This window comes from Thiohalorhabdus denitrificans (genome assembly GCF_001399755.1).
Taxonomy (GTDB): Bacteria; Pseudomonadota; Gammaproteobacteria; order Thiohalorhabdales; family Thiohalorhabdaceae; genus Thiohalorhabdus; species Thiohalorhabdus denitrificans.
The window spans coordinates 54,792-72,730 of the sequence record NZ_LJCP01000014.1 but is presented as its reverse complement, the minus strand read 5'-3'; the positions used below and the strand labels follow the sequence as shown (position 1 = coordinate 72,730).

The 17,939-nt window shown below is 70.5% G+C and carries 19 protein-coding genes; 11 read left to right on the top strand and 8 right to left on the bottom strand.

From position 1 onward, the window contains the following. Positions 1–77 precede the first annotated feature (77 nt). The 5 genes from cbiB to AN478_RS12060 all read left to right on the top strand — a co-directional run bounded on the left by cbiB (position 78) and on the right by AN478_RS12060 (position 5,406). The gene (gene cbiB / locus AN478_RS12080; RefSeq protein ID WP_054966886.1) at positions 78–983 is read left to right on the top strand and encodes an adenosylcobinamide-phosphate synthase CbiB; all 906 of its coding nucleotides are present in this window, start codon (positions 78–80) and stop codon (positions 981–983) included. Beyond that, on the top strand, positions 976–1,950 hold the full coding sequence (gene cobD / locus AN478_RS12075) for a threonine-phosphate decarboxylase CobD (RefSeq protein WP_054966885.1): 975 nt from the start codon (positions 976–978) through the stop codon (positions 1,948–1,950). Before cbiB ends, cobD begins: the two co-directional genes overlap by 8 nt. A 282-nt stretch (positions 1,951–2,232) precedes the next feature. Continuing rightward, a complete protein-coding gene (locus AN478_RS12070; RefSeq protein WP_054966884.1) occupies positions 2,233–2,931 on the top strand; it encodes a sulfite exporter TauE/SafE family protein in 699 nt (232 codons plus the stop codon). A 42-nt stretch (positions 2,932–2,973) separates the two neighbouring features. Further along, positions 2,974–3,930 carry a sigma-54 interaction domain-containing protein gene (locus tag AN478_RS12065; RefSeq protein WP_054966883.1) on the top strand — a complete coding sequence of 319 codons (957 nt, stop codon included), beginning with the start codon at positions 2,974–2,976 and terminating at the stop codon, positions 3,928–3,930. A gap of 117 nt (positions 3,931–4,047) precedes the next feature. Next, positions 4,048–5,406 (top strand): phosphohexomutase domain-containing protein, encoded by a 1,359-nt coding sequence (locus AN478_RS12060; RefSeq protein WP_054966882.1) that lies wholly within the window; start codon positions 4,048–4,050, stop codon positions 5,404–5,406. Positions 5,407–5,653: 247 nt separating this feature from the next. Here the strand turns inward: AN478_RS12060 and AN478_RS12055 are convergent, their stop codons facing one another. The 8 genes from AN478_RS12055 to AN478_RS12020 all read right to left on the bottom strand — a co-directional run bounded on the left by AN478_RS12055 (position 5,654) and on the right by AN478_RS12020 (position 13,242). Next, complete coding sequence (locus tag AN478_RS12055; protein ID WP_054966881.1) at positions 5,654–6,136, bottom strand: REP-associated tyrosine transposase; 483 nt, start codon at positions 6,134–6,136, stop codon at positions 5,654–5,656. 230 nt (positions 6,137–6,366) lie between these two features. Continuing rightward, the gene (locus tag AN478_RS12050) at positions 6,367–6,999 is read right to left on the bottom strand and encodes an SCO family protein (RefSeq protein ID WP_054966880.1); all 633 of its coding nucleotides are present in this window, start codon (positions 6,997–6,999) and stop codon (positions 6,367–6,369) included. Continuing rightward, positions 6,996–7,448, bottom strand: coding sequence for a copper chaperone PCu(A)C (locus tag AN478_RS12045; protein WP_054966879.1), 453 nt, complete (start codon positions 7,446–7,448; stop codon positions 6,996–6,998). The genes AN478_RS12050 and AN478_RS12045 overlap by 4 nt, the downstream gene beginning before the upstream one ends. A gap of 227 nt (positions 7,449–7,675) precedes the next feature. After that, positions 7,676–9,715: a TonB-dependent copper receptor gene (locus AN478_RS12040; protein WP_176758710.1), complete on the bottom strand. Its 2,040-nt coding sequence runs from the start codon at positions 9,713–9,715 to the stop codon at positions 7,676–7,678. A gap of 388 nt (positions 9,716–10,103) precedes the next feature. Further along, the gene (locus tag AN478_RS12035) at positions 10,104–10,517 is read right to left on the bottom strand and encodes an ExbD/TolR family protein (protein ID WP_054966877.1); all 414 of its coding nucleotides are present in this window, start codon (positions 10,515–10,517) and stop codon (positions 10,104–10,106) included. A gap of 128 nt (positions 10,518–10,645) precedes the next feature. Continuing rightward, positions 10,646–11,284: a MotA/TolQ/ExbB proton channel family protein gene (locus tag AN478_RS12030; protein ID WP_054966876.1), complete on the bottom strand. Its 639-nt coding sequence runs from the start codon at positions 11,282–11,284 to the stop codon at positions 10,646–10,648. A 70-nt stretch (positions 11,285–11,354) separates the two neighbouring features. Beyond that, positions 11,355–12,251: an energy transducer TonB gene (locus AN478_RS12025; RefSeq protein WP_054966875.1), complete on the bottom strand. Its 897-nt coding sequence runs from the start codon at positions 12,249–12,251 to the stop codon at positions 11,355–11,357. Positions 12,252–12,330: 79 nt separating this feature from the next. Further along, on the bottom strand, positions 12,331–13,242 hold the full coding sequence (locus tag AN478_RS12020) for an alpha/beta hydrolase (protein ID WP_054966874.1): 912 nt from the start codon (positions 13,240–13,242) through the stop codon (positions 12,331–12,333). A 204-nt stretch (positions 13,243–13,446) separates the two neighbouring features. Here AN478_RS12020 and AN478_RS12015 point away from each other — a divergent pair, with 204 nt between their 5' ends. The 6 genes from AN478_RS12015 (at position 13,447) to AN478_RS11990 (ending at position 17,939) form a co-directional block, all read left to right on the top strand. Then, positions 13,447–14,310, top strand: coding sequence for a Wzz/FepE/Etk N-terminal domain-containing protein (locus tag AN478_RS12015; protein WP_054966873.1), 864 nt, complete (start codon positions 13,447–13,449; stop codon positions 14,308–14,310). Positions 14,311–14,401: 91 nt separating this feature from the next. Next, the gene (locus tag AN478_RS12010; protein WP_054966872.1) at positions 14,402–14,845 is read left to right on the top strand and encodes a tetratricopeptide repeat protein; all 444 of its coding nucleotides are present in this window, start codon (positions 14,402–14,404) and stop codon (positions 14,843–14,845) included. A gap of 40 nt (positions 14,846–14,885) precedes the next feature. After that, positions 14,886–15,254, top strand: coding sequence for a MarR family EPS-associated transcriptional regulator (locus tag AN478_RS12005; RefSeq protein ID WP_074471190.1), 369 nt, complete (start codon positions 14,886–14,888; stop codon positions 15,252–15,254). 94 nt (positions 15,255–15,348) lie between these two features. Beyond that, the gene (locus tag AN478_RS12000) at positions 15,349–15,648 is read left to right on the top strand and encodes a nucleotidyltransferase domain-containing protein (protein WP_054966871.1); all 300 of its coding nucleotides are present in this window, start codon (positions 15,349–15,351) and stop codon (positions 15,646–15,648) included. A gap of 116 nt (positions 15,649–15,764) precedes the next feature. Next, the gene (locus tag AN478_RS11995) at positions 15,765–16,763 is read left to right on the top strand and encodes a DUF2235 domain-containing protein (protein ID WP_054966870.1); all 999 of its coding nucleotides are present in this window, start codon (positions 15,765–15,767) and stop codon (positions 16,761–16,763) included. A gap of 183 nt (positions 16,764–16,946) precedes the next feature. Beyond that, a complete protein-coding gene (locus AN478_RS11990; RefSeq protein WP_054966869.1) occupies positions 16,947–17,939 on the top strand; it encodes an NAD-dependent epimerase/dehydratase family protein in 993 nt (330 codons plus the stop codon).

Below are 17,939 nucleotides of genomic sequence, written 5' to 3'. Positions count from 1 at the left end.
CCGGCCTGATCAGGAACAACGAACCAGAGTAGCCCTGACCATCGCCACATAACGGCCCCAACACGAGCCTGCTCCTAGTGACCGTACTGTTCGTAGCCATCGCCGCCCTCCTCCTGGACGCCCTCCTCGGCGACCCCCGCCGCGGCCATCCGCTGGCCGCCTTCGGGGCCCTGGCCGACGCCGTCGAGCAGCGGCTCAACCGGGGGAAGGGGGGTGGGCTGCGGGGCGCGGCGGCGGTGGTCCTGCTGGTGGCGCCCTTCGCCCTGGCCGCCTGGTGGCTGGGGCGGGTGCCCGTGGTGGGGGAAGCGGTGGCGGCGCTGGTGCTGTACCTCGCCGTGGGGCTGCGCAGCCTGGGGGAGCACGCGCGGGCGGTGGCCGGCCCGCTGGCGGCCGGGGACCTGGCGGGCGCCCGCGAGGCGGTGGGCCGGCTGGTGAGCCGCGATCCTACCGCCCTGGATGGGAACGGGGTGGCCGGCGCCACGGTGGAGTCGGTGCTGGAGAACGGCAGCGACGCGGTGTTCGCCAGCCTGTTCTGGCTCGTGGTGCTGGGGCCGGCGGGGGTGGTGCTGCACCGCCTCGCCAACACCCTCGACGCCATGTGGGGCTACCGCACGGCGCGCTATCGCGATTTCGGCTGGGCGGCGGCCCGTTTCGACGACTTGCTGAACGCCCCGCCCGCCCGGCTCACCGCCCTGACCTACGCCCTGCTCGGCCGGACCGGCGCCGCGCTGCGCAGCTGGCGCGCCCAGGCCCGGGCCTGGAAGAGCGCCAACGCCGGGGCGGTGATGGCCGCGGGGGCCGGGGCCCTGGGCGTGCGCCTGGGCGGCGCGGCCCGCTACCACGGCGCCGAGGAGCGGCGGCCCGAGCTGGGGGAGGGCGGGGCGCCCGACGCCGGCAGCATCCGGGCGGCGGTGTGCCTGGTGCAGCGGGGGGTCTTGCTGTGGGTGGCCCTGATCGGCGCGGGAGGGATCCTGCTTGATTGAGCACGGCGGCAACCTGGCGGCCGCGCGGGCCCGTTTCGGCGAGCCGGAGGGGGGGTGGGTGGATCTGTCCACCGGCATCAATTCTCGCGGCTACCCGGTTCCCGAGGTTCCGGAGCCGGCTTGGCACCGCCTCCCGGAGGGCGACGACGGCCTGCTGGAGGCGGCGGCCGCCTACTACGGCACGCCCGAGCTGCTCGCCGTCCCTGGCTCCGAGGCGGCCATCCAGCTCCTGCCGCGGCTGCGCCGGGCGGGGCGGGTGGCGGTCCTGTGGCCCACCTACGGCGAGCACGCCTTCCGCTGGGCATGGGCCGGCCACCACGTGGAGCGGGTGACGGCGGAGGAGCTGGAGGCCGCCGCCGGGCGGGTGGACGTGCTGGTGGTCACCAATCCCAACAACCCGGACGGCCGGCGCTTCGCCGCCGAGGACCTGCTGGCCTGGCACCGGCGGCTGGCGGCCCGCGGCGGCTGGCTCATCGTGGACGAGGCCTTCGCCGACGTGGCCCCGGAGCACAGCCTGGCCGGTACGGCGGGCCGCGCGGGACTGGTGGTGCTGCGCTCGCCGGGGAAGTTCTTCGGCCTGCCCGGGGCCCGGGTGGGCTTCGTGGCCGCCGAGGGCGCCGTGCGCGAGGCCCTGGCCGCGGAGCTGGGGCCGTGGCCGGTGGCCGGCCCGGCGCGGGAGGTGGTGCGCCGGGCCCTGGAGGACCGCTCCTGGCAGGAGGCGAGCCGGGAGCGCCTGGCCGCGAATGCCCGGCGCCTGGGGGACCTCCTGGAGCGGGCCGGCTGGGCATCGCCCGGGGGCACGGACCTGTTCCGCTGGGTGCCGGGGACGGAGGCCGCCGCGCGCCATCGGCTCCTGGCGGAGCGGGGCCTGTGGACGCGCTTGTTCCAGGAGCCCGCCGGGCTGCGCATCGGTCTGCCCGGCAGCGAGGCGGGGTGGGCGCGGCTGGAGGGGGTGCTCGCCCGCTGAAGCGGGCTCCTACGGCTGGGAGCCGGCACTCGTAGGAGCCCGTTTCAGCGGGCGAATCCCGGGAGCGCCGGGGCGCCGAATTGTTCCAGGCCTAGCCGGCCGCCTCCCTGGGAGCGGCCCCTGTGGGAGCGGCTACCAGCCGCGACCAGGGAGGCGGCCCCGGCTGTCGCGGCCGATGGCCGCTCCCACAAGAGGCATTCCCGGGTAGAGGTCGCCAAGCGGCTTTCCCGCACGCCCCGTAATGGTATCCTTCCCCTCCGGTCCCCCAGCGGTTCGCCGATCTTGCTCTACGCCCTGCCCGCCGCCCTCGTCCTCGGCCTGTTCAGCTCCCTGCACTGCGTGGGCATGTGCGGGGGCATCATGGGCGCCCTCACCATGGGGTTGTCCCCGGAGGTGCGCGGCGACCGCCGCCGGCTGCTCCTGTACGTGGGCGGCTACAACCTGGGGCGGATCCTCAGCTACGCGCTGATCGGCGCGCTGGTGGGGGCGGTAGGGGCCGGCCTGTTCGCCGTCATCGACCCCGAGCGCGGCCCCATGGTCCTGCGCAGCATCGCGGCGCTGCTGGTGGCGGCGGTGGGGCTGCACCTGGCCGGCTGGTTCCCCCGCTTCGCGACCGTGGAGCGCCTCGGCGTGCCGCTGTGGCGGCGGCTGGAGCCCCTTGGGCGGCGGCTGTTCCCCGTCTCCAGCCTGCCCGCCGCCTTCGCCTACGGCCTGATCTGGGGCTGGCTGCCCTGCGGCATGGTGTATTCCGCCGTGATCCTGGCGGCGGGGCAGGGTGGGGCGCTCCCCGGCGCCCTGTTCATGCTGGCCTTCGGCATCGGCACCCTGCCGGCGGTGGCGGGGGCGGGGGCCGCCGCCGGCCTCGTTGCCCGCCTGCGGCGCATCCCCCATCTGAGCCGGGTGCTGGGCTTGATCCTGGTCGTGTTGGGGCTGGCGGGCTTCTGGTATAGTACGAATCACCCAATCGAATTAGGGATTTAAGCCGGCCCCTTGGGGCCGGCGCACGGGCGAGGGAAAAGGGTCATGGCGGATGCCTTCGAGCGAACGCTGATCGGCAGGGCGCCCAGCTTCCAGGCGGCGCTGCGCACCGCCGCGGTCGCCGCGGCCACGGACGTCTCGGTCCTGGTCCTGGGCGAGACGGGCACCGGCAAGGAGCTGCTGGCGCGCGCCCTGCACGCCGAGAGCCCCCGGTCCGGAGGCCCCTTCGTGTCGGTGAACTGCGCCGCCCTGCCCGAGGAGCTGGCGGAATCCCAGCTCTTCGGCCACCGCAAGGGGGCCTTCACCGGCGCGGTGGACAACAGCCCGGGAATGGTGGCCTCCGCCGAGGGCGGCACCCTGTTCCTGGACGAGGTGGGCGAGCTGTCGGCGGGGCTGCAGGCCAAGCTGCTGCGCTTCCTGGAGGCCGGGGAGTACCAGCCGGTGGGGGCCGCCGCGCCGCAGCGCGCCAACGTCCGCCTAGTCGCGGCCACCAACCGGGACCTGTTCCAGGAGGTGCGGGCCGGCCGTTTCCGGGAGGATCTCTACTACCGCCTGCACGTGGTCCCCGTGGAGCTGCCGCCGCTGCGGGAGCGGCCGGGGGACGTGTCCCTGCTCCTGGAGCGCCTCACCGCCGATCTCGCCGACCGCTACGACCTCGCCGCCCCCCGTTTCAACAGCGCGGCCCGCGCCCGACTGGAGGCCTACGCCTGGCCGGGCAACGTCCGGGAGCTGCGCAACCTGTGCGAGCGCCTGGTGATCATGCTTCCGGGGTGGGAGGTGGGGCCCGGGAACCTGCCCGAGGAGCTGGGCCGGGAGGAGGCGGCCCCGGCGGGCCCCTTCACCCTGCCCGAGACCGGCCTGCGCCTGGACGCCCTGGAGGCCGACCTGATCCGCCAGGCCCTGGAGCGCACCGCGGGCAACCGCAGCCGGGCCGCCCGCCTCCTCGGCCTCACCCGCGACACCCTCCTGTACCGCCTGAAGAAATACGCCATTCAAGCCTGAGGCCGGAAGGGGCCCGGCGCTCCGGACGGCCATTTGACCGGGGTCACCGCGGCGCCTCCATCCCGTCCCGCGGCTCGGGCAGAATGGGGGAACCATCCGTTTTCCAAAGGGGAAGCCATGGGCGAGCCGATCACTTGCTTCAAGGCCTACGACGTCCGGGGCCGGGTCCCGGACGACCTGAACCCCGGAACGGCCCACCGCATCGGCCAGGCCTTCGCCGAGGAGCTGGGCGCCCGGCACGTGGCCGTGGGCCGGGACGTGCGCCTCACCAGCCCGGAGCTGCTGGAAGCGCTCGCGGCCGGGCTGGAGGCCGGCGGCGCCAAGGCGCACGACCTGGGCCTGTGCGGCACGGAGACCGTCTACTTCGCCACCTTCCACTACGGCCTGGACGGCGGCGTCATGGTGACCGCCAGCCACAACCCCATGGACTACAATGGCCTCAAGCTGGTGCGGGAGGAGGCGCGGCCCATCAGCGGCGACTCGGGGCTCGCCGCGATCCAGGAGCGGGCCAACGCCATTGAGGCCCCGGCCACCTTCAGCGCGCGGCCGGAGCCGCTGGACGCCCGGGCGGACTACGTGGAGCACCTCCTGGGCTACCTGGACAGCCCCGACCGCCTGCGCCCCCTGCGCATCGTCACCGACCCCGGCAACGGCGGGGCGGGCCCGGTGCTCGACGCCCTGGCGCCACACCTGCCCTTCGAGCTCATCCGGATCCACCACGAGCCCGACGGCCGCTTCCCCAACGGCATCCCCAACCCGCTGCTGCCGGAGAACCGGGACGCCACGGCCGCGGCGGTGCGGGAGCACGGCGCCGACCTCGGCGTCGCCTGGGACGGTGACTACGACCGCTGTTTCCTGTTCACGGAGGACGGCGCGTTCGTGGAGGGCTACTACCTCATCGGCCTGCTCGCCCAGTCTTTCCTGCGCAAGCAGCCGGGCGAGCGCATCATCCACGACCCGCGGCTCACCTGGAACACCATCGAGACGGTGAAAAACGGCGGCGGCACTCCCGTGCAGAGCAAGACGGGCCACGCCTTCATGAAGGAGAGCATGCGCCGGGAGGACGCCGTGTACGGCGCCGAGATGTCCGGGCACCACTTCTTCCGCCGCTTCGGGTACTGCGACAGCGGCATGATCCCCTGGCTCCTGGCCGCCGAGCTCATGAGCCAGGAGGGGAAGTCCCTGTCCCGGCTGGTGGGCGAGCAGCAGGCGGCCTATCCCTGCAGCGGGGAGATCAACTTCGAGGTGCGCGATCCCCATGCGGTCATGGAGACGGTGGTGGGCGCCTACCGGGGCGAGGATCCGGAGGTGGACCGCACCGACGGCGTGAGCGTGGAATTCGCCGGGTGGCGCTTCAACCTGCGCCCCTCCAACACCGAGCCCCTGCTGCGGCTCAACGTGGAGACCCGCGCCGACCCGGACCTGCTGCGCGAGAAGACCGAGGAGCTGGGCCTCCTGATCCGGGCGAACGCCTGAGGCCCCCCCACCGTAGGAGCCCGCTTTAGCGGGCGAGGGGTATTCCGGCACTGCGTCTCGGGCGGGAATCGCCCACTAAAGTGGGCTCCTACGGGTGCCGATGGGCGATTGTAGGAGCCCGCTTTAGCGGGCGAAGGATATCCGGCACCGAGGCGCGGGCAGGGATCGCCCACTAAAGTGGGCTCCTACGGATGCCGGTGGCCGGCTGTAGGAGCCCGCTTTAGCGGGCGAAAATTGGGGCAGCAATTCAAAGCATGGACGATCCCGCCTTTTCTTTTCCCTCCTCCAGCCAGACCGCGTCCCAATAGGGGTAGTCGCCGATATCCTGAACCAGATTTTTCCGGAGCGGATTGCCGACTATATATCTGGCCACATCCCTTATGTCTTCCTCCTTCCGGATCGCGCGGTCATGGAACCCTTTTTGCCACACCTTGGTCCCCATCGTGTGACTTACTTTGGCTTTGTAAAACCAAACCATTTGGGACAGAGGGCTTCCTCCAGTCAGTTGCAGGAGCCAATGGATATGGTCCGGCATGACCACGAAGGCCAGTGTTGTACCTTTCTCCTTCAAACGGGGGTCGTGGAAGGTTCGGGCGGCAATTCGTGCATTCTGGGGGGTATCGAAGATAGAAAGGCGGTTTCGGGTAACGGTGGTAACTAAATAAGGTCGGCCTGCCTCCGAAAAGCGGCCTTTTCGCAGTTTGTGTCCGTGGCCAGGCGTGTCCCTCAATTTCCCCCTCCCCCGCTAGTATTCCCTGCTTTGCACAAGGTCGCCCACTAAAGTGGGCTCCTACAGGTTCCTGTGGGCGGCCCCGTGGGAGCCCGCTTCAGCGGGCGAAGGCCATCCGGCACCGCGTCTGGGGCGGGAATCGCCCACTGAAGTGGGCTCCCACGGATGCCGGTGTGCGGTTGTAGGAGCAAGGTGGGTTCGGTTAGGGCCGGGAGACCCCTTGGCCGGGATTACAGGGAATATTCGACGAGCTTGCGCAGGTCGGAGGCCAGGGTATCCGGGGTATCGGCCTGCTGGCCGGTCATCTTGCCCATGAGCTGGGCCTTGCCCTCGGGGCCGAAGATGAGTACCCCGCCGGTGTGGCCCACCTCGTAGTCCTCGTCCTCGGGGCCGTCCTTATACAGCTTCACGTGGATGTGGTAGCGGTCCCGGAGCGTTTCGAATTCCTGCCCGACGCCGCGCAGGCCCACCAGCTGCGGCATGTCGAACTGGTCCACGTACTCGCGGATGGCCTTGGGGGTGTCCCGCTCCGGGTCCACGGCGACGAACAGCACCGTGATCCGGTCCGCGTATTCCTCTTCCAGCGTCCCCACCGCCTGTCGGATCCGGCTCAGGGTCATGGGGCACACGTCGGGGCAATGGGTGTAGCCGAAGAACAGCAGCACCACGTCGCCCCGGAAGTCCTCGGCGGTCCGGGGCTCGCCGCTGGCGTCCGGCAGCTCCAGCTGCAGGTCCGGTAGCTTCCCCTGGAGGCTCGACAGCTCGTACTCCGGCGGCTCCTCGGTGCAGCCGGCCACCGCCAGCAGGCCGGCGAGGGCCAGCAGCCCGAGCAGCGCGCGCCAGCGTCCACGGAATCCGGTCATTTCGGTCCCTGCGCGTAAGGGGGGCGGAGAGGGAACGACACGGTCTTCTCCCGGCCACCGACGAAGCGGAGGGTGACGGCGACCTCCTCGCCCACCGCCAGCTCCTCCCGCGGGGCCATGAGCATCAGGTGGTAGCCGCCCGGGGCGAAGTCCACCCGGCCGCCGGCGGGCACGTCCACCCGGTCCACGTGCTCCATCCGGCTGCTGCCCTCCTCGCTGCCGCTGCGGTGGAGCATGATGCGGCGGAAGGCGGGGGATTCGGCGGCCACCAGCCGCACCGCGCTGTCCGTGCCGTTGTGGATCCGGAAGTAGCCGCCCGAGGGGGTGTCCCCGGGCATGTGGCGGATCCAGGGCTCCCGGATCTCCACGTCACCGGCGTGGGCGGCCCCCGCCCAGACCAGGCCGGCCAGCAGCAACAGCAGGCGGACACTCCCTGTGGACCGCTTCATCGAGCCCTCCGTTCGATGAGATAAGGTGCCAAAAGCCTAGCATATCGGTCGGGGGAATCCCGATTACCCGGAAGTGGTAACCGCTCTCCATTCCAAAGGAAATCGCTGCCACTGGCCGCCCCTACAGGGCCGGGTACCCCAACTCGGGCAAGTACCATAAAAAGCGCCCGGGAGGCCATGGAAAGGCCGTACCGGGCGCCGGAGGGAGAGCGGAGGATCCTTGGGGCCTAGAAGGCGGCCTCCAGGCGCGCCCAGACCGAGCGGCCCGGCTCGTTGACCAGGATGGCCTCGCCGCTGGTGCTGTCCTGGCGGTTGATGTGGGTGGCGTAGGTCTTGTCCAGCAGGTTGTCGACGCCGAGACGGAGCTTGATGCCCTCCCGCAGGCGCACCCGGCTGAACAGGTTGACCACGGCGTAGCCGGCGGTCTCCTGCAGGTCCTGGCCGCTTGCCAGGTCCACCCGGTCCTGGCGGTCCACGGCCCGCACCTCGCCGCCGAGCCGGAAGGCGGGGCGCTCGTAGGCGATGCGCAGGGTGCCCTCCAGCGGCGGGATCTGGGACAGGGCCTCGCCGTCGGTGTCGTTCTCGCCGTGGACGTAGGAGCCCGTGAGGCGGGCCGTCCAGTGCTTTCCGAAGCCCTGCTCGGCGCTCACCTCGCCGCCGATGAGAGTGGCGTCCACGTTGCGGTGGATGGTGGCGTAGTTGCCGTTGGGGTCCTGGGCGCCCCGGTCCACCAGGATGTAGTCGGTCACGTCGTTGTAGTAGGCGCTCGCCTCCAGGCGGGTGGCTTCCCGCTTCCACACCAGCCCCAGCTCGGCCTGGTGGTGCTGTTCCGGGTCGATCTCCGGGTTACCCACCCAGTCGCCCATCATCATGGTGCGCTCGGAGGCGAGGAAGCGCTCCGTCTCGTCGGCGGTACGCACGGCCCGGCTCAGGGTGGCGAAGCCGGTGACCGCGTCGCCGAAGTCGTGGCCGTAGCGCAGCAGCCCCCCCACGTTGTCCTCGGTCTGCTCGTCGGCGGTGGTGCCGTAGTGGCGCTGGTAGAGGTCGTCGGGGCTGGTGCCGGAGGCGGTGGCCTCGTCGGCCCGGCCCGCGTCGGTGGTGACCCGGTCGTAGCGCAGGCCCACCCGCACCCGGTCCGCGGACCCCAGCTCGTGGTCCACCTGTGTGAAAACGCCCAGCTGGTCCTGGCTGATGTCGGGCCACATGAGCGACTGCACCGCGTTCACGTTGTCGGCGCTCATGCCCTGGTAGCGGATGGCCTCGCGCTCCCGGCCCTGGTAATCCACGCCCACCGTCCAGTGGGAGCTCGCCCCGGCGAACACCTCGCCGAGCACCCGGCCGCCGTAGGTGGTGGAGTCCGACGGCGTGCGCATGAACATCATGGGGTCGTCGCGCAGGGAGTAGTTGTCCATGAGGTGGTAGACGTCGTTGTAGTAGGCCTCCACCGTCAGACCGTCCAGGCCGCCCACCGGGGCCTCGCGCTCGAAGCTGAGCCGGGCGCCGTCCTTCTCCGACTCCGGCGAATCCATCATGCCCGCGTAGAGGGTGTCCTCGGCGCGGAAGGCCTCGGCGCCCAGCTCGAGGGTGGTGTGGTCGTCGGGGGTGTAGCCGAGCAGCAGGTTGCCGTCGCGGTGGGTGTAGGCGCTGCGCACCTCGTTGCCGTCGCCGTCCTCGTAGCTGTCGGCGTCGCTGTAGCTGCCGATGAGGCGGGCGTACCCCGTGGGCGTGCCGGCGGCCACGTCCGCATAGCCTTCCTTGGCGTCGGCGTTGGAGCGGTAGCCGCCGCCCACCTCGGCGCGCAGACCCTCGCCCTCCCGGAAGGGCGGCGTGTCGCGCTCGAACCGCACGGTGCCACCGCTGCCCCCGCCCCCGTAGAGGACGGTCTGGCTGCCCTTGATCACCTCCACTCGGTCAAAGGTCTCCGGCACCGCGTAGGCGGTGGGCGGGTCCATGCGGTTGGGGCAGCCGCCGTGGGTGTAGCCGCCGTCGGTGAGGACATTGAGCTGGGTCTCGTCCTGGCCACGGATCGTGGGGTCCGTGCCCGCGCCCCCGAAGCGGCTGCCCCAGACCCCGGGCACGCTGCGCAGCAGCTCCCCGCCGTCCGCGGCCGGCGCTTCGGAGAGCTCCTCCGGCGCGGCGCTCTCCAGGGAGGGCGGGGTGATGCGCGTGGCCTCCACCACCGTCTCGGGCAGGATCACGTCCTGCGCCAGGGCGGGCTGGACGGCCAGGGTGCTCAATACGGCGGTTGCAAGGCCCCGTTTCGACAAGGTGACTCCCCTCCTGGGTGTGGGTGCGAGGACGCCCACCGGGAGGCAAGACCCGTGCCTATGAGGGGTTTCCCGTAAAAACAGCGGGTTAGTGCTAATAGGGGCGGGGCGGGGGTGTGGCAAATGCCACAGGGGTGCGGGAAATCCCTTACCGCAGGTCGCGGCTGATAGCCGCTCCTACAGAGGCTATCGGCTGGAGCCGGGGGTCCTTCGGGGAGGAATCCTGGGGCGATTGTAGGAGCGGCCAGTGGCCGCGACATTCAAGGAGGCCCGGAGGAGGCAGCGGCGGTCGCGGCTAGTAGCCGCTCCTACAGGGGCCCGCATGGGCTGCAATGCCCTTGTGGGAGCGGCCAGTGGCCGCGACTGGGAAGGGGAGGGGAATACCCGGTCAGGGCTCCGGCGCCTCGGTCCGAAAGGCGATGCGCTCCACGCCGGCGCCGCGCACCCGGGAGAGCAATTGCGCCATCTTGCCGTAGGGCACGGAGCGGTCGGCGCTCAGGCGCACCACCAGGTCGGGATCCTCCTCCAGGCGTGCCTTGAGGCGGTCGGTCAGCTCCGCCGCGGAGACGGTCCGGTTGTCCAGCGCCAGGGTGCCGTCGGCCGCCACGCTCAGGTCGGCCACCACCGGCTCGGCGGAGGGCGGCGCCTCCGCCTCGGGCAGGTCCACCCGCAGGGCCTGGGCGAACATGGGCGCCAGGATGATGAAGATCACCAGCAGGACCAGCATCACGTCCACCAGGGGGGTGACGTTGATGTCCGAGATGGGCTCGTCGGCGTCGCCGGCGTGCTGTCCGAAGGCCATGGTTCGGCTCCTTGGGTCTATCAGCGGGGGCCGTTTCGCCCCGTAGGAGCGGCGTCCTCGCCGCGATTCAGCCAAGGCAAAACGGCGGTCGCGGCGGGGACGCCGCTCCTACAAGTTCCGGGAAACCGTTAGCTGCCCCCCAGCACCCGGTCCAGGACCCGCTCGGCGTTGGCGGCCACCCTGGCCATGATGCGGTTCTGCCAGCGCACCAGGAGGTTGTAGCCGATCACCGCCGGGATGGCGGTGAACAGGCCGGCGGCGGTGGCCACCAGGGCCTCGCCCACCGGCCCGGCCACCGCGTCGATGCTCAGGGCCTCGGCGGAGCCCAGGGCCTGGAGGGCGTGCATGATGCCCCACACCGTGCCGAACAGGCCGATGAAGGGGGCGGAGTTGCCGATGGTGGCCAGCAGCGTGAGGTTGTTGCCCAGCACCAGCCGCTGCTCGCCCAGCCAGCGCTCCAGGTGGGCGGCGAGGGTGGCGCGGTCGGCTACCGGGGCGGTGGGCCGCTCAGTGATGTGCAGGCCGGCCTTCAGCAGGGCCCGGGTGGGCAGGTGCGGGCGCAGCTCCCCCAGGAGGTCCCCGTTGTCCCGATTGCTGTCCAGCAGGGACGTGGCCGCCCGCTCCGCGCGTAGGATGCCGGCGAAGCGGGCCAGCTTGGCCAGGATCACCGTCCAGCTCAGCACCGACAGCGTCACCAGCAGCAGGAAGACCGCCCGGACCACCCAGTCGGCCTCCAGCCACCAGCCCGTCCAAATGCCTTCCGCCAAGGTGCTTTCCTCTTTCTCGTAGGTTGTTCGGTCGCGGTCACGGACCGCTCCCACGCCGTTGTGGGCGGGCCTATCCTTCCGACAGCCGGAACCGCACGGGTACCCGCACGGTGCCCTCCACCGCCCTTCCGCCGCGGCGGGCCGGCTCGAACGCCCAGTCCCGCACCGTCTCCCGGGCGGTGCGGTCGAGGATGCCGTGGCCCGAGCTCTCGTCCACGCGGACCGCCACGGGCTCCCCCTCCGGGCTCACGCGGACCTGCAGTAACACGGTCCCCTCCAGGCCCCGGCGGCGGGCGCGCAGGGGATAGCTCGGGGGCGGGTTGCTCTTGTAGCCGGAATGGGTGCTGGGGGGCTGGTAGCGGCCCGCGCCGCTGGAGGTCTCGGTCTCCTCCTCCGGCTCGGGCTCCTGCTCGGCGGGCTCCGCGGCGCGCTCGCCGGCCTCGCCGGCGGCGTCCTCCGGCCGGGCAGGCTCTGGCTGTTCCGCCTCCGGTTCGGGCTCCGCCTCGGGGGCCCGGGCGACCCTTTCCCGGTCCGGTTCCTCCGTTCGGCGCGGCTCTTCGGGGGCGGTCCGGCGCTTGACGAGCCCGTCCGGGGACTTGGTCCCCGGGACGGGGTCGGAAGGGGAGTCGGCGGGCTCCGCCCGCGCTTCGGGGTCCGGCCGGGACGCTTCCGGCTGCTCGGCGGGCTCGGGATCCGGTTCGGGGGGCTCGGGGGTGGACTCGGTCGGGGCCTCCTCCGGCTCTGGCTCGGGGGCCTCGGTCCGCTCCGGTGCGGACTCCTCCCCGGGCACACTGACCACCTGGAACCCATCCGGACCGGAGCGCGGCCGCGGGGCCTCCCCGGAGACGCCCACCATCCCGGCCGCCAGGGCCACGTGCAGGGCCACGGCGCCGGCGAAGGCCGCTACCAGGGGAAGGTAGCGCCGCCCGGCGCGGTGGGGAATGGGGTCGGGAAGTGCGCGGCTCATGGAACGGGCCCGGCCTCGCGCTGGAGGCTTCCGGAGGTTCGAAGGAGAGCTATTCTACCAGAGGCCCCGCCCCGGCCGGCTACCAGCCGATGCGGTAGAGGAATTCCCCGGTCTGCACCACCACCTGCTCGGTGTACTCGCCCTCGAAGAAGTGCCCGGCCCCCTCCAGGACCCGCCGCGTGACGTCGGCGTTGCCGGGCAGGGTCTCGGTGCGTTCCGCGAGGTCCGGGACGTTCTCGTCCTCGGTGCCCACCATCAGCTTCACCGGGCGCTTGGCGTCGGGAAGGATGGAGGGGGTGTCCAGGGCCTCGTCCCCGCCGTAGTAGCTCAGGAAGCTGGCGACCTTGACCCGGGCATCCGGGCAGTAGAGGAAGGGCACATGGTTCATCCAGGCGTCTTGGTAGCCCTCCTCGGCCATGGCTTGTGCCCGGGAAAGGGGCTTCTCCAGGGGGGTGTCGAAGCGTTGCTCGAAGGCCGCGGCGACCGACTCCTCGTCCCAGGTGGCGGGGGCCAGAAGCACCGCCCCGCGCACCGCCTCGGCGGGCTCCTCGGCGAGGTAGCGGGCCACCTGGTTGCCGCCCCGGGAATGGCCCAGCAGGGCAAGCCGCTCCACGCCCTGCTCTTTGGCCCAGCCGATCCAGGCGCCCATCTCCGCCAGGGCCTCGGCGTTGGTGTAGTCGTGGGCCGGCTCGCACTTGCGGATGCCGTGGCGGTCGTCCACCCCGAGGCTGAGGTTGATGGCCAGGGAGGCGATGCCGCGCTTCGCCAGGCCCTCCTGGATGTTGCGGAGCAGGTCCATGCCGAAATGGCCGCGGGTGCCGTGCACCATCAGGAGCAGCCGGTCGGTGTCGGATACGGCCTCCGCTCCGGCCTCCGCTCCGGCCAGATTGGCGTTCAGGGTCGTGCCGTCGTGCTCGATCTGGAGCTCGCCGGCAGAGGCGGGAAGTGGCAGGAGGAAGAGCAGCAGGACCAGGCAGGCGGCGATGCGCAAGGTTTTCTCCAGGGGTGGACGTTTCCGGGCCAGTGTACACAAGGAGGGCGCGCCGGGCGTAGGGGGTGCCAGGGCTCTGGCGGAAGGCGCCCCGGGAGACCGTTGATTTCCAAGAGGCCCGCCGTATGCTAGCTTCCTGTGCTTGTGGGAAGGGCGCCGCCCTTCCCCGATGGGGAACCGGTCCAGTTTTCAAAAGGGGTAGGCATGGCCGAAGAGGACAGACGGGAGGACCCGCAATACCGCGCCGACGATGAGATCGACCTTGCCGATCTCGTCGGGGTGCTCTACCGGCAGCGCTGGCTAATCCTGGGGGGGACGGCGGCGGTGTTCCTGCTGGCCCTGGCGTTCTCCCTGCTCCAGCCCGCCAAGTACCAGGTGGAGTCCTACCTCCGCGTGGGGACGGTCGGGGAGGACTATCTGGTGGAACCGAAGGCCGTGGCCGCGCAGATGAAATCCCTGGGTCGGGTCGTGGGGGAGGACGTCTTCCAACCGAACGACCGGGAGATCGACTACGACAACGGCTGGTCCGTAACGGCCCAGGGCGGCGGCGTGGTCCGCGCGCGCATCCCGGAGGTTGCCCGCGCCGACGTCTACACCGAGTTCCTCGAGGCGGTGAATCAGCAGGTCATCGAGGAGCACAACCAGCGCCTGGAGGGTCGGCGTTCCTGGGTCGAGGAGGAAGCGGCGCGCGTCGAGGCCACCCTGGAAAACCTGCGGGAGCGCCGTTCCGAGCTGGCGGACCGCATGGACCAGCGGCTCCAGGGGGACGGCACCGGCCCGGGCGGCGACCAGCAGCTCATGGCGCTGCGCGACCTCTACGCGGACGTGGGCACCCAGATTTCGGAACGGGAGTCCCGGCTCTCCGAGCTGCAAGCGGAGCTGAGCAACCTCCAGCCCACCAAGATGCTGCTCCCCCCGCGCTTCTCCGAGAACCCAGTCTCGCCCAACACCCGCCTGAACCTCGCCCTCGGCCTAGTGCTGGGGCTGTTCCTTTCCGTGTTCCTGGCCTTCCTTCGGGAGTTCTGGCGCAACAACCGCCAGCGGATCGTCCAGGGCGAGGAAAGCTAAACGGGCCGGCCGTAGGCCCTTCCGGCGTTCGCCCACAGGACAGAAACCGGCACCCTACGGTCCAAGAACCAGGCAATGCGAGGGAAAGGCCATGGGAGCCCGCTGGCCTGCGGCGGCCCTGATCGGTCTCGGCCTGGTCCTGGCCGGGCCGGTTGCCGCCCAATCCACCGATGACGCCGGACTGTTCCGGGAGCTGGCCGAGGAGGGCAGCGCCGAGGCCCAGTTCGTCCTCGGCCAGAGCTACGACTACGGCGAGGGTGTGCCCCGGGACCGTGAGCGGGCCGCCCGCTGGTACCGCCGGGCCGCCGAACAGGGCCACGCCGAGGCCCAGAACAACCTCGCCTTCCTCTACGCCAACGGCACCGGCGTCCCCGAAGACCTCGCTACCGCCTACATGTGGTTCCTGATCTCCGCGGAGGGCGGCTGTGTACGCGCCGAGAACGCCCTGGAGGCCTTCCGCGACCGCCTGAGCCCCGAAGAGAAGGCCGAGGCCCGCCGCCGGGCCCGGGAGCGTGGCTGGGAAAACGCCGAATAGCCGTTTGCCCCCCTGCGCTCCCCGTGGTGCAATGCCAAGCATGCATTCAACGGATGAACAAGCCGTGGCCAGCGAAGACACCCACTACCATCTCCTGCGGATCCTGGAAGCCAACCCCGAGGCCACCCAGCGCGAGCTGGCCGAGGCCATGGGCGTTTCCGTGGGCAAGATGCACTACGTCCTGCGGGGCCTCATCGACAAGGGCCTGGTGAAGGCCCACAACTTCCGCCGCTCCGACAACAAGCGCGCCTACCTCTACCAGCTCACCCCCGCCGGCGTGGCCGAGAAGGTCCGCATCACCCGCCGCTATTTGGCCCGACGCCGGGAGGAATACGAGCGGATTCAGGATGAAATCGAGGTCCTGGAGGCGGAGCTGAAAGACCGGGGGGCGGAGGGCAGGGAGCAGTGATCAGACGTAAAGCCCTTCATCACTCGCCTGACCGGAAGCCCCCTGTGGGAGCGGCCAGTGGCCGCGACACCGTCCTGAATATCGAGGCGATCCAATGCGCCTGACCGAGCAACAACGCCAGACAATCCGGGAAGAGGTGGCCAACACCTTCGGCCCGAACGCCTCCGTTCGCCTGTTTGGATCGCGCCTGGATGACGAGCGGCGGGGCGGGGACATCGATCTGTACATCGAGGCCGATAGCACCCCCGAAGAGCTCCTGGGCCAAGAGCTCAAGCTGTACGCAAGGTTGCAACGGCGTCTGGGCGAGCGGCGGATCGATATCGTTGTGCATGGGCAGGGTCGGCCCCTCCGTCCCATTGACCGGCATGCACGGGAGAGCGGAGTGGCCCTGTGAGCCGGGAGCTCGCTCCGGCCCTGGAGGCCGCCTGTCGGTTCACGGACCGTATGCACACCGCCTTTCAGGCCATTGCGCATTACGCCAGGCATCGCTTGTTGAACCGGTGACGTAGAGTGACCCCCCGCAACCTCGTCTTCTGCTGCGACGGCACCGCCAACGAAGACGGCACGGTGAACACCAACGTCGTCCACCTCTACCAGCGCCTGGCGGACGACCCCGGTGCGCAGATCAGCTGCTACGAGCCCGGCGTGGGCACCTTCTCGCCGCTGGGGATCATGGACGGCGGCAAGGTGGGCATGGCCCTGGGCAAGCTCTTCGGCCACGGCCTCACCGAGAACATCGAGAACGGCTACCGCTTCCTCATGCGGCACTACCACGAGGGCGACCGCGTCTTCCTGTTCGGCTTCAGCCGCGGCGCCTACGCCGTGCGGGCCCTGTCCGGGATGCTCGCCAAAGTGGGCCTCCTGTATGCGGAACAGGACAACCTCGTCCGCTACGCCACCCGCCTCTACAACCGCAAGGGCAACGACGAGGAGGCGAGCGGCTTCGCCCGCACCTACGGGCGCCCCTGTCCCGTTCACCTCATCGGCGTCTGGGACACCGTCGCCTCCCTGGGCTACCTCTACCGCAACCGCCGCTTCTTCAACGCCAAGCTGAGCCGCGAGGTCACCCACGGCTACCACGCCCTCGCCATCGACGAGCGCCGGCCCAAGTTCGGGCACCTGCCCTGGGACGAGGCGCGCGTCGAGCCCCACCAGACCGTGGAGCAGGTCTGGTTCCCCGGGGCGCACGCCGACGTGGGCGGCGGGTACAAGGAGCGCGGCCTGGCCGAGATCAGCCTGCAATGGCTCACCGAGCGCGCCCGCGCCGCCGGCCTGCGCCTGCGCGAGGACGTGGAGCCGCCCCAGCCGCCGGACCCCGCCGGCACCCTCCACGAGCCCTGGAATACCTGGACAGGCTGGGCCCTCAAGATCGCCTACCTAGGCGAGCAGCCGCGGGAGATTTCCGAGGGAGCCCTGGTGCACGGCAGCGTTGCCGCCCGCCGCGAAGCCACCGGCTACCGGCCGGAGGTGCTGCCGGAGGAATACCGGCTTGTCGGGTGGGGGCAATGATGGAAGAATGACTGTTCAATGATTGAACGGACATCGGGACAGTAGCTGTCCCGAACGGGCTGATAAAAAGGGCCAAAGCTTGGTATCAATCCTCCCCGGTTAGGGGGTAGGAGGGTACCCTTCGCTTATTCCGGCCCTGTGCGCTGGGATGAATATTGTGGTGCGGAAAAGAACGGAAGCGGAATGAACTGGCTGATTACCGGCGGCTGTGGGTTTCTGGGGACGAATCTTATCCGGTCTCTGGTGGAGGAGGGCGGACATGCCATCCGCGTGGTCGACAACCTCTCCGTGGGTACCCGCGAGGACCTGGGCCGGGCGGCCGATTTCCAAGAGGTGAGTGATCCCGGTCCCCAGGGGCCAGCAGCCCCGGTGGAGCTGGCGGTGGGGGATATCGGGGACACCGGCCTGGCGGAACGGGCCGCGGCGGGGATGGATGTGATCGTCCATTTCGCCGCCAACACCGGCGTCGGCCCTTCCGTTGAGGACCCCCGCCTGGATTGCGAGAAGAACGTCCTGGGCACCTTCAACTACCTGGAGGCAGCCCGGGCCCAGGGCGTCCCCCGCTTCGTGTTCGCTTCCAGCGGGGCGCCCGCCGGGGAAGTGGAGCCCCCCATCCACGAGGAGCTGGCTCCGCACCCTGTCTCCCCCTACGGCGCCAGCAAGCTTGCCGGGGAGGGGTACTGCTCGGCCTATTGGGGCACCTTCGGTATTGAAACCGTGGCATTGCGCTTCGGCAATGTTTACGGGCCAGGCTCTACGCATAAGGGCAGCGTGGTGGCCAAGTTCCTCAAGGATGCTTTGTACGGAGAAGGCTTGGAGATCTACGGGGACGGGACCCAGACGCGAGACTTCATCTATGTCGATGACCTGATCCGGGCGGTTCAGCTGGCCGCTAAAGTTCCGGGCATCGGCGGCGAGACCTTTCAGATCGCCGCCAACACCGAGACGACCGTTGGCGAGTTGGCAGAGCGCATACTGGCGGAGCTGGCGAAGAATGGCGTGAGCGACATCCCCGTGATTCATGGGGAGCCCCGTGTTGGCGACGTCAAGCGCAACTACTCGGATACCCGCAAGGCCGCCGAGCGCCTTGGCTGGACTCCGGGCTACACCCTTGATCAGGGCTTGGCCCGAACGGTTTCCTACTTCCTGGAAGCGACCTTTGCGGAGGCCCTCTGA

Bases quoted from the DNA above. Each gene is read 5' to 3' on its own strand.
- AN478_RS12025 (WP_054966875.1), bottom strand. From the start codon at position 12,251: ATGAGCCGCGCACTTCCCGACCCCATTCCCCACCGCGCCGGGCGGCGC.
- AN478_RS12060 (WP_054966882.1), top strand. From the start codon at position 4,048: ATGGGCGAGCCGATCACTTGCTTCAAGGCCTACGACGTCCGGGGCCGG.
- AN478_RS12065 (WP_054966883.1), top strand. From the start codon at position 2,974: ATGGCGGATGCCTTCGAGCGAACGCTGATCGGCAGGGCGCCCAGCTTC.
- AN478_RS12050 (WP_054966880.1), bottom strand. From the start codon at position 6,999: ATGACCGGATTCCGTGGACGCTGGCGCGCGCTGCTCGGGCTGCTGGCC.
- AN478_RS12015 (WP_054966873.1), top strand. From the start codon at position 13,447: ATGGCCGAAGAGGACAGACGGGAGGACCCGCAATACCGCGCCGACGAT.
- AN478_RS12035 (WP_054966877.1), bottom strand. From the start codon at position 10,517: ATGGCCTTCGGACAGCACGCCGGCGACGCCGACGAGCCCATCTCGGAC.
- AN478_RS12010 (WP_054966872.1), top strand. From the start codon at position 14,402: ATGGGAGCCCGCTGGCCTGCGGCGGCCCTGATCGGTCTCGGCCTGGTC.
- AN478_RS12005 (WP_074471190.1), top strand. From the start codon at position 14,886: ATGCATTCAACGGATGAACAAGCCGTGGCCAGCGAAGACACCCACTAC.
- AN478_RS12045 (WP_054966879.1), bottom strand. From the start codon at position 7,448: ATGAAGCGGTCCACAGGGAGTGTCCGCCTGCTGTTGCTGCTGGCCGGC.
- AN478_RS11990 (WP_054966869.1), top strand. From the start codon at position 16,947: ATGAACTGGCTGATTACCGGCGGCTGTGGGTTTCTGGGGACGAATCTT.
- AN478_RS12000 (WP_054966871.1), top strand. From the start codon at position 15,349: ATGCGCCTGACCGAGCAACAACGCCAGACAATCCGGGAAGAGGTGGCC.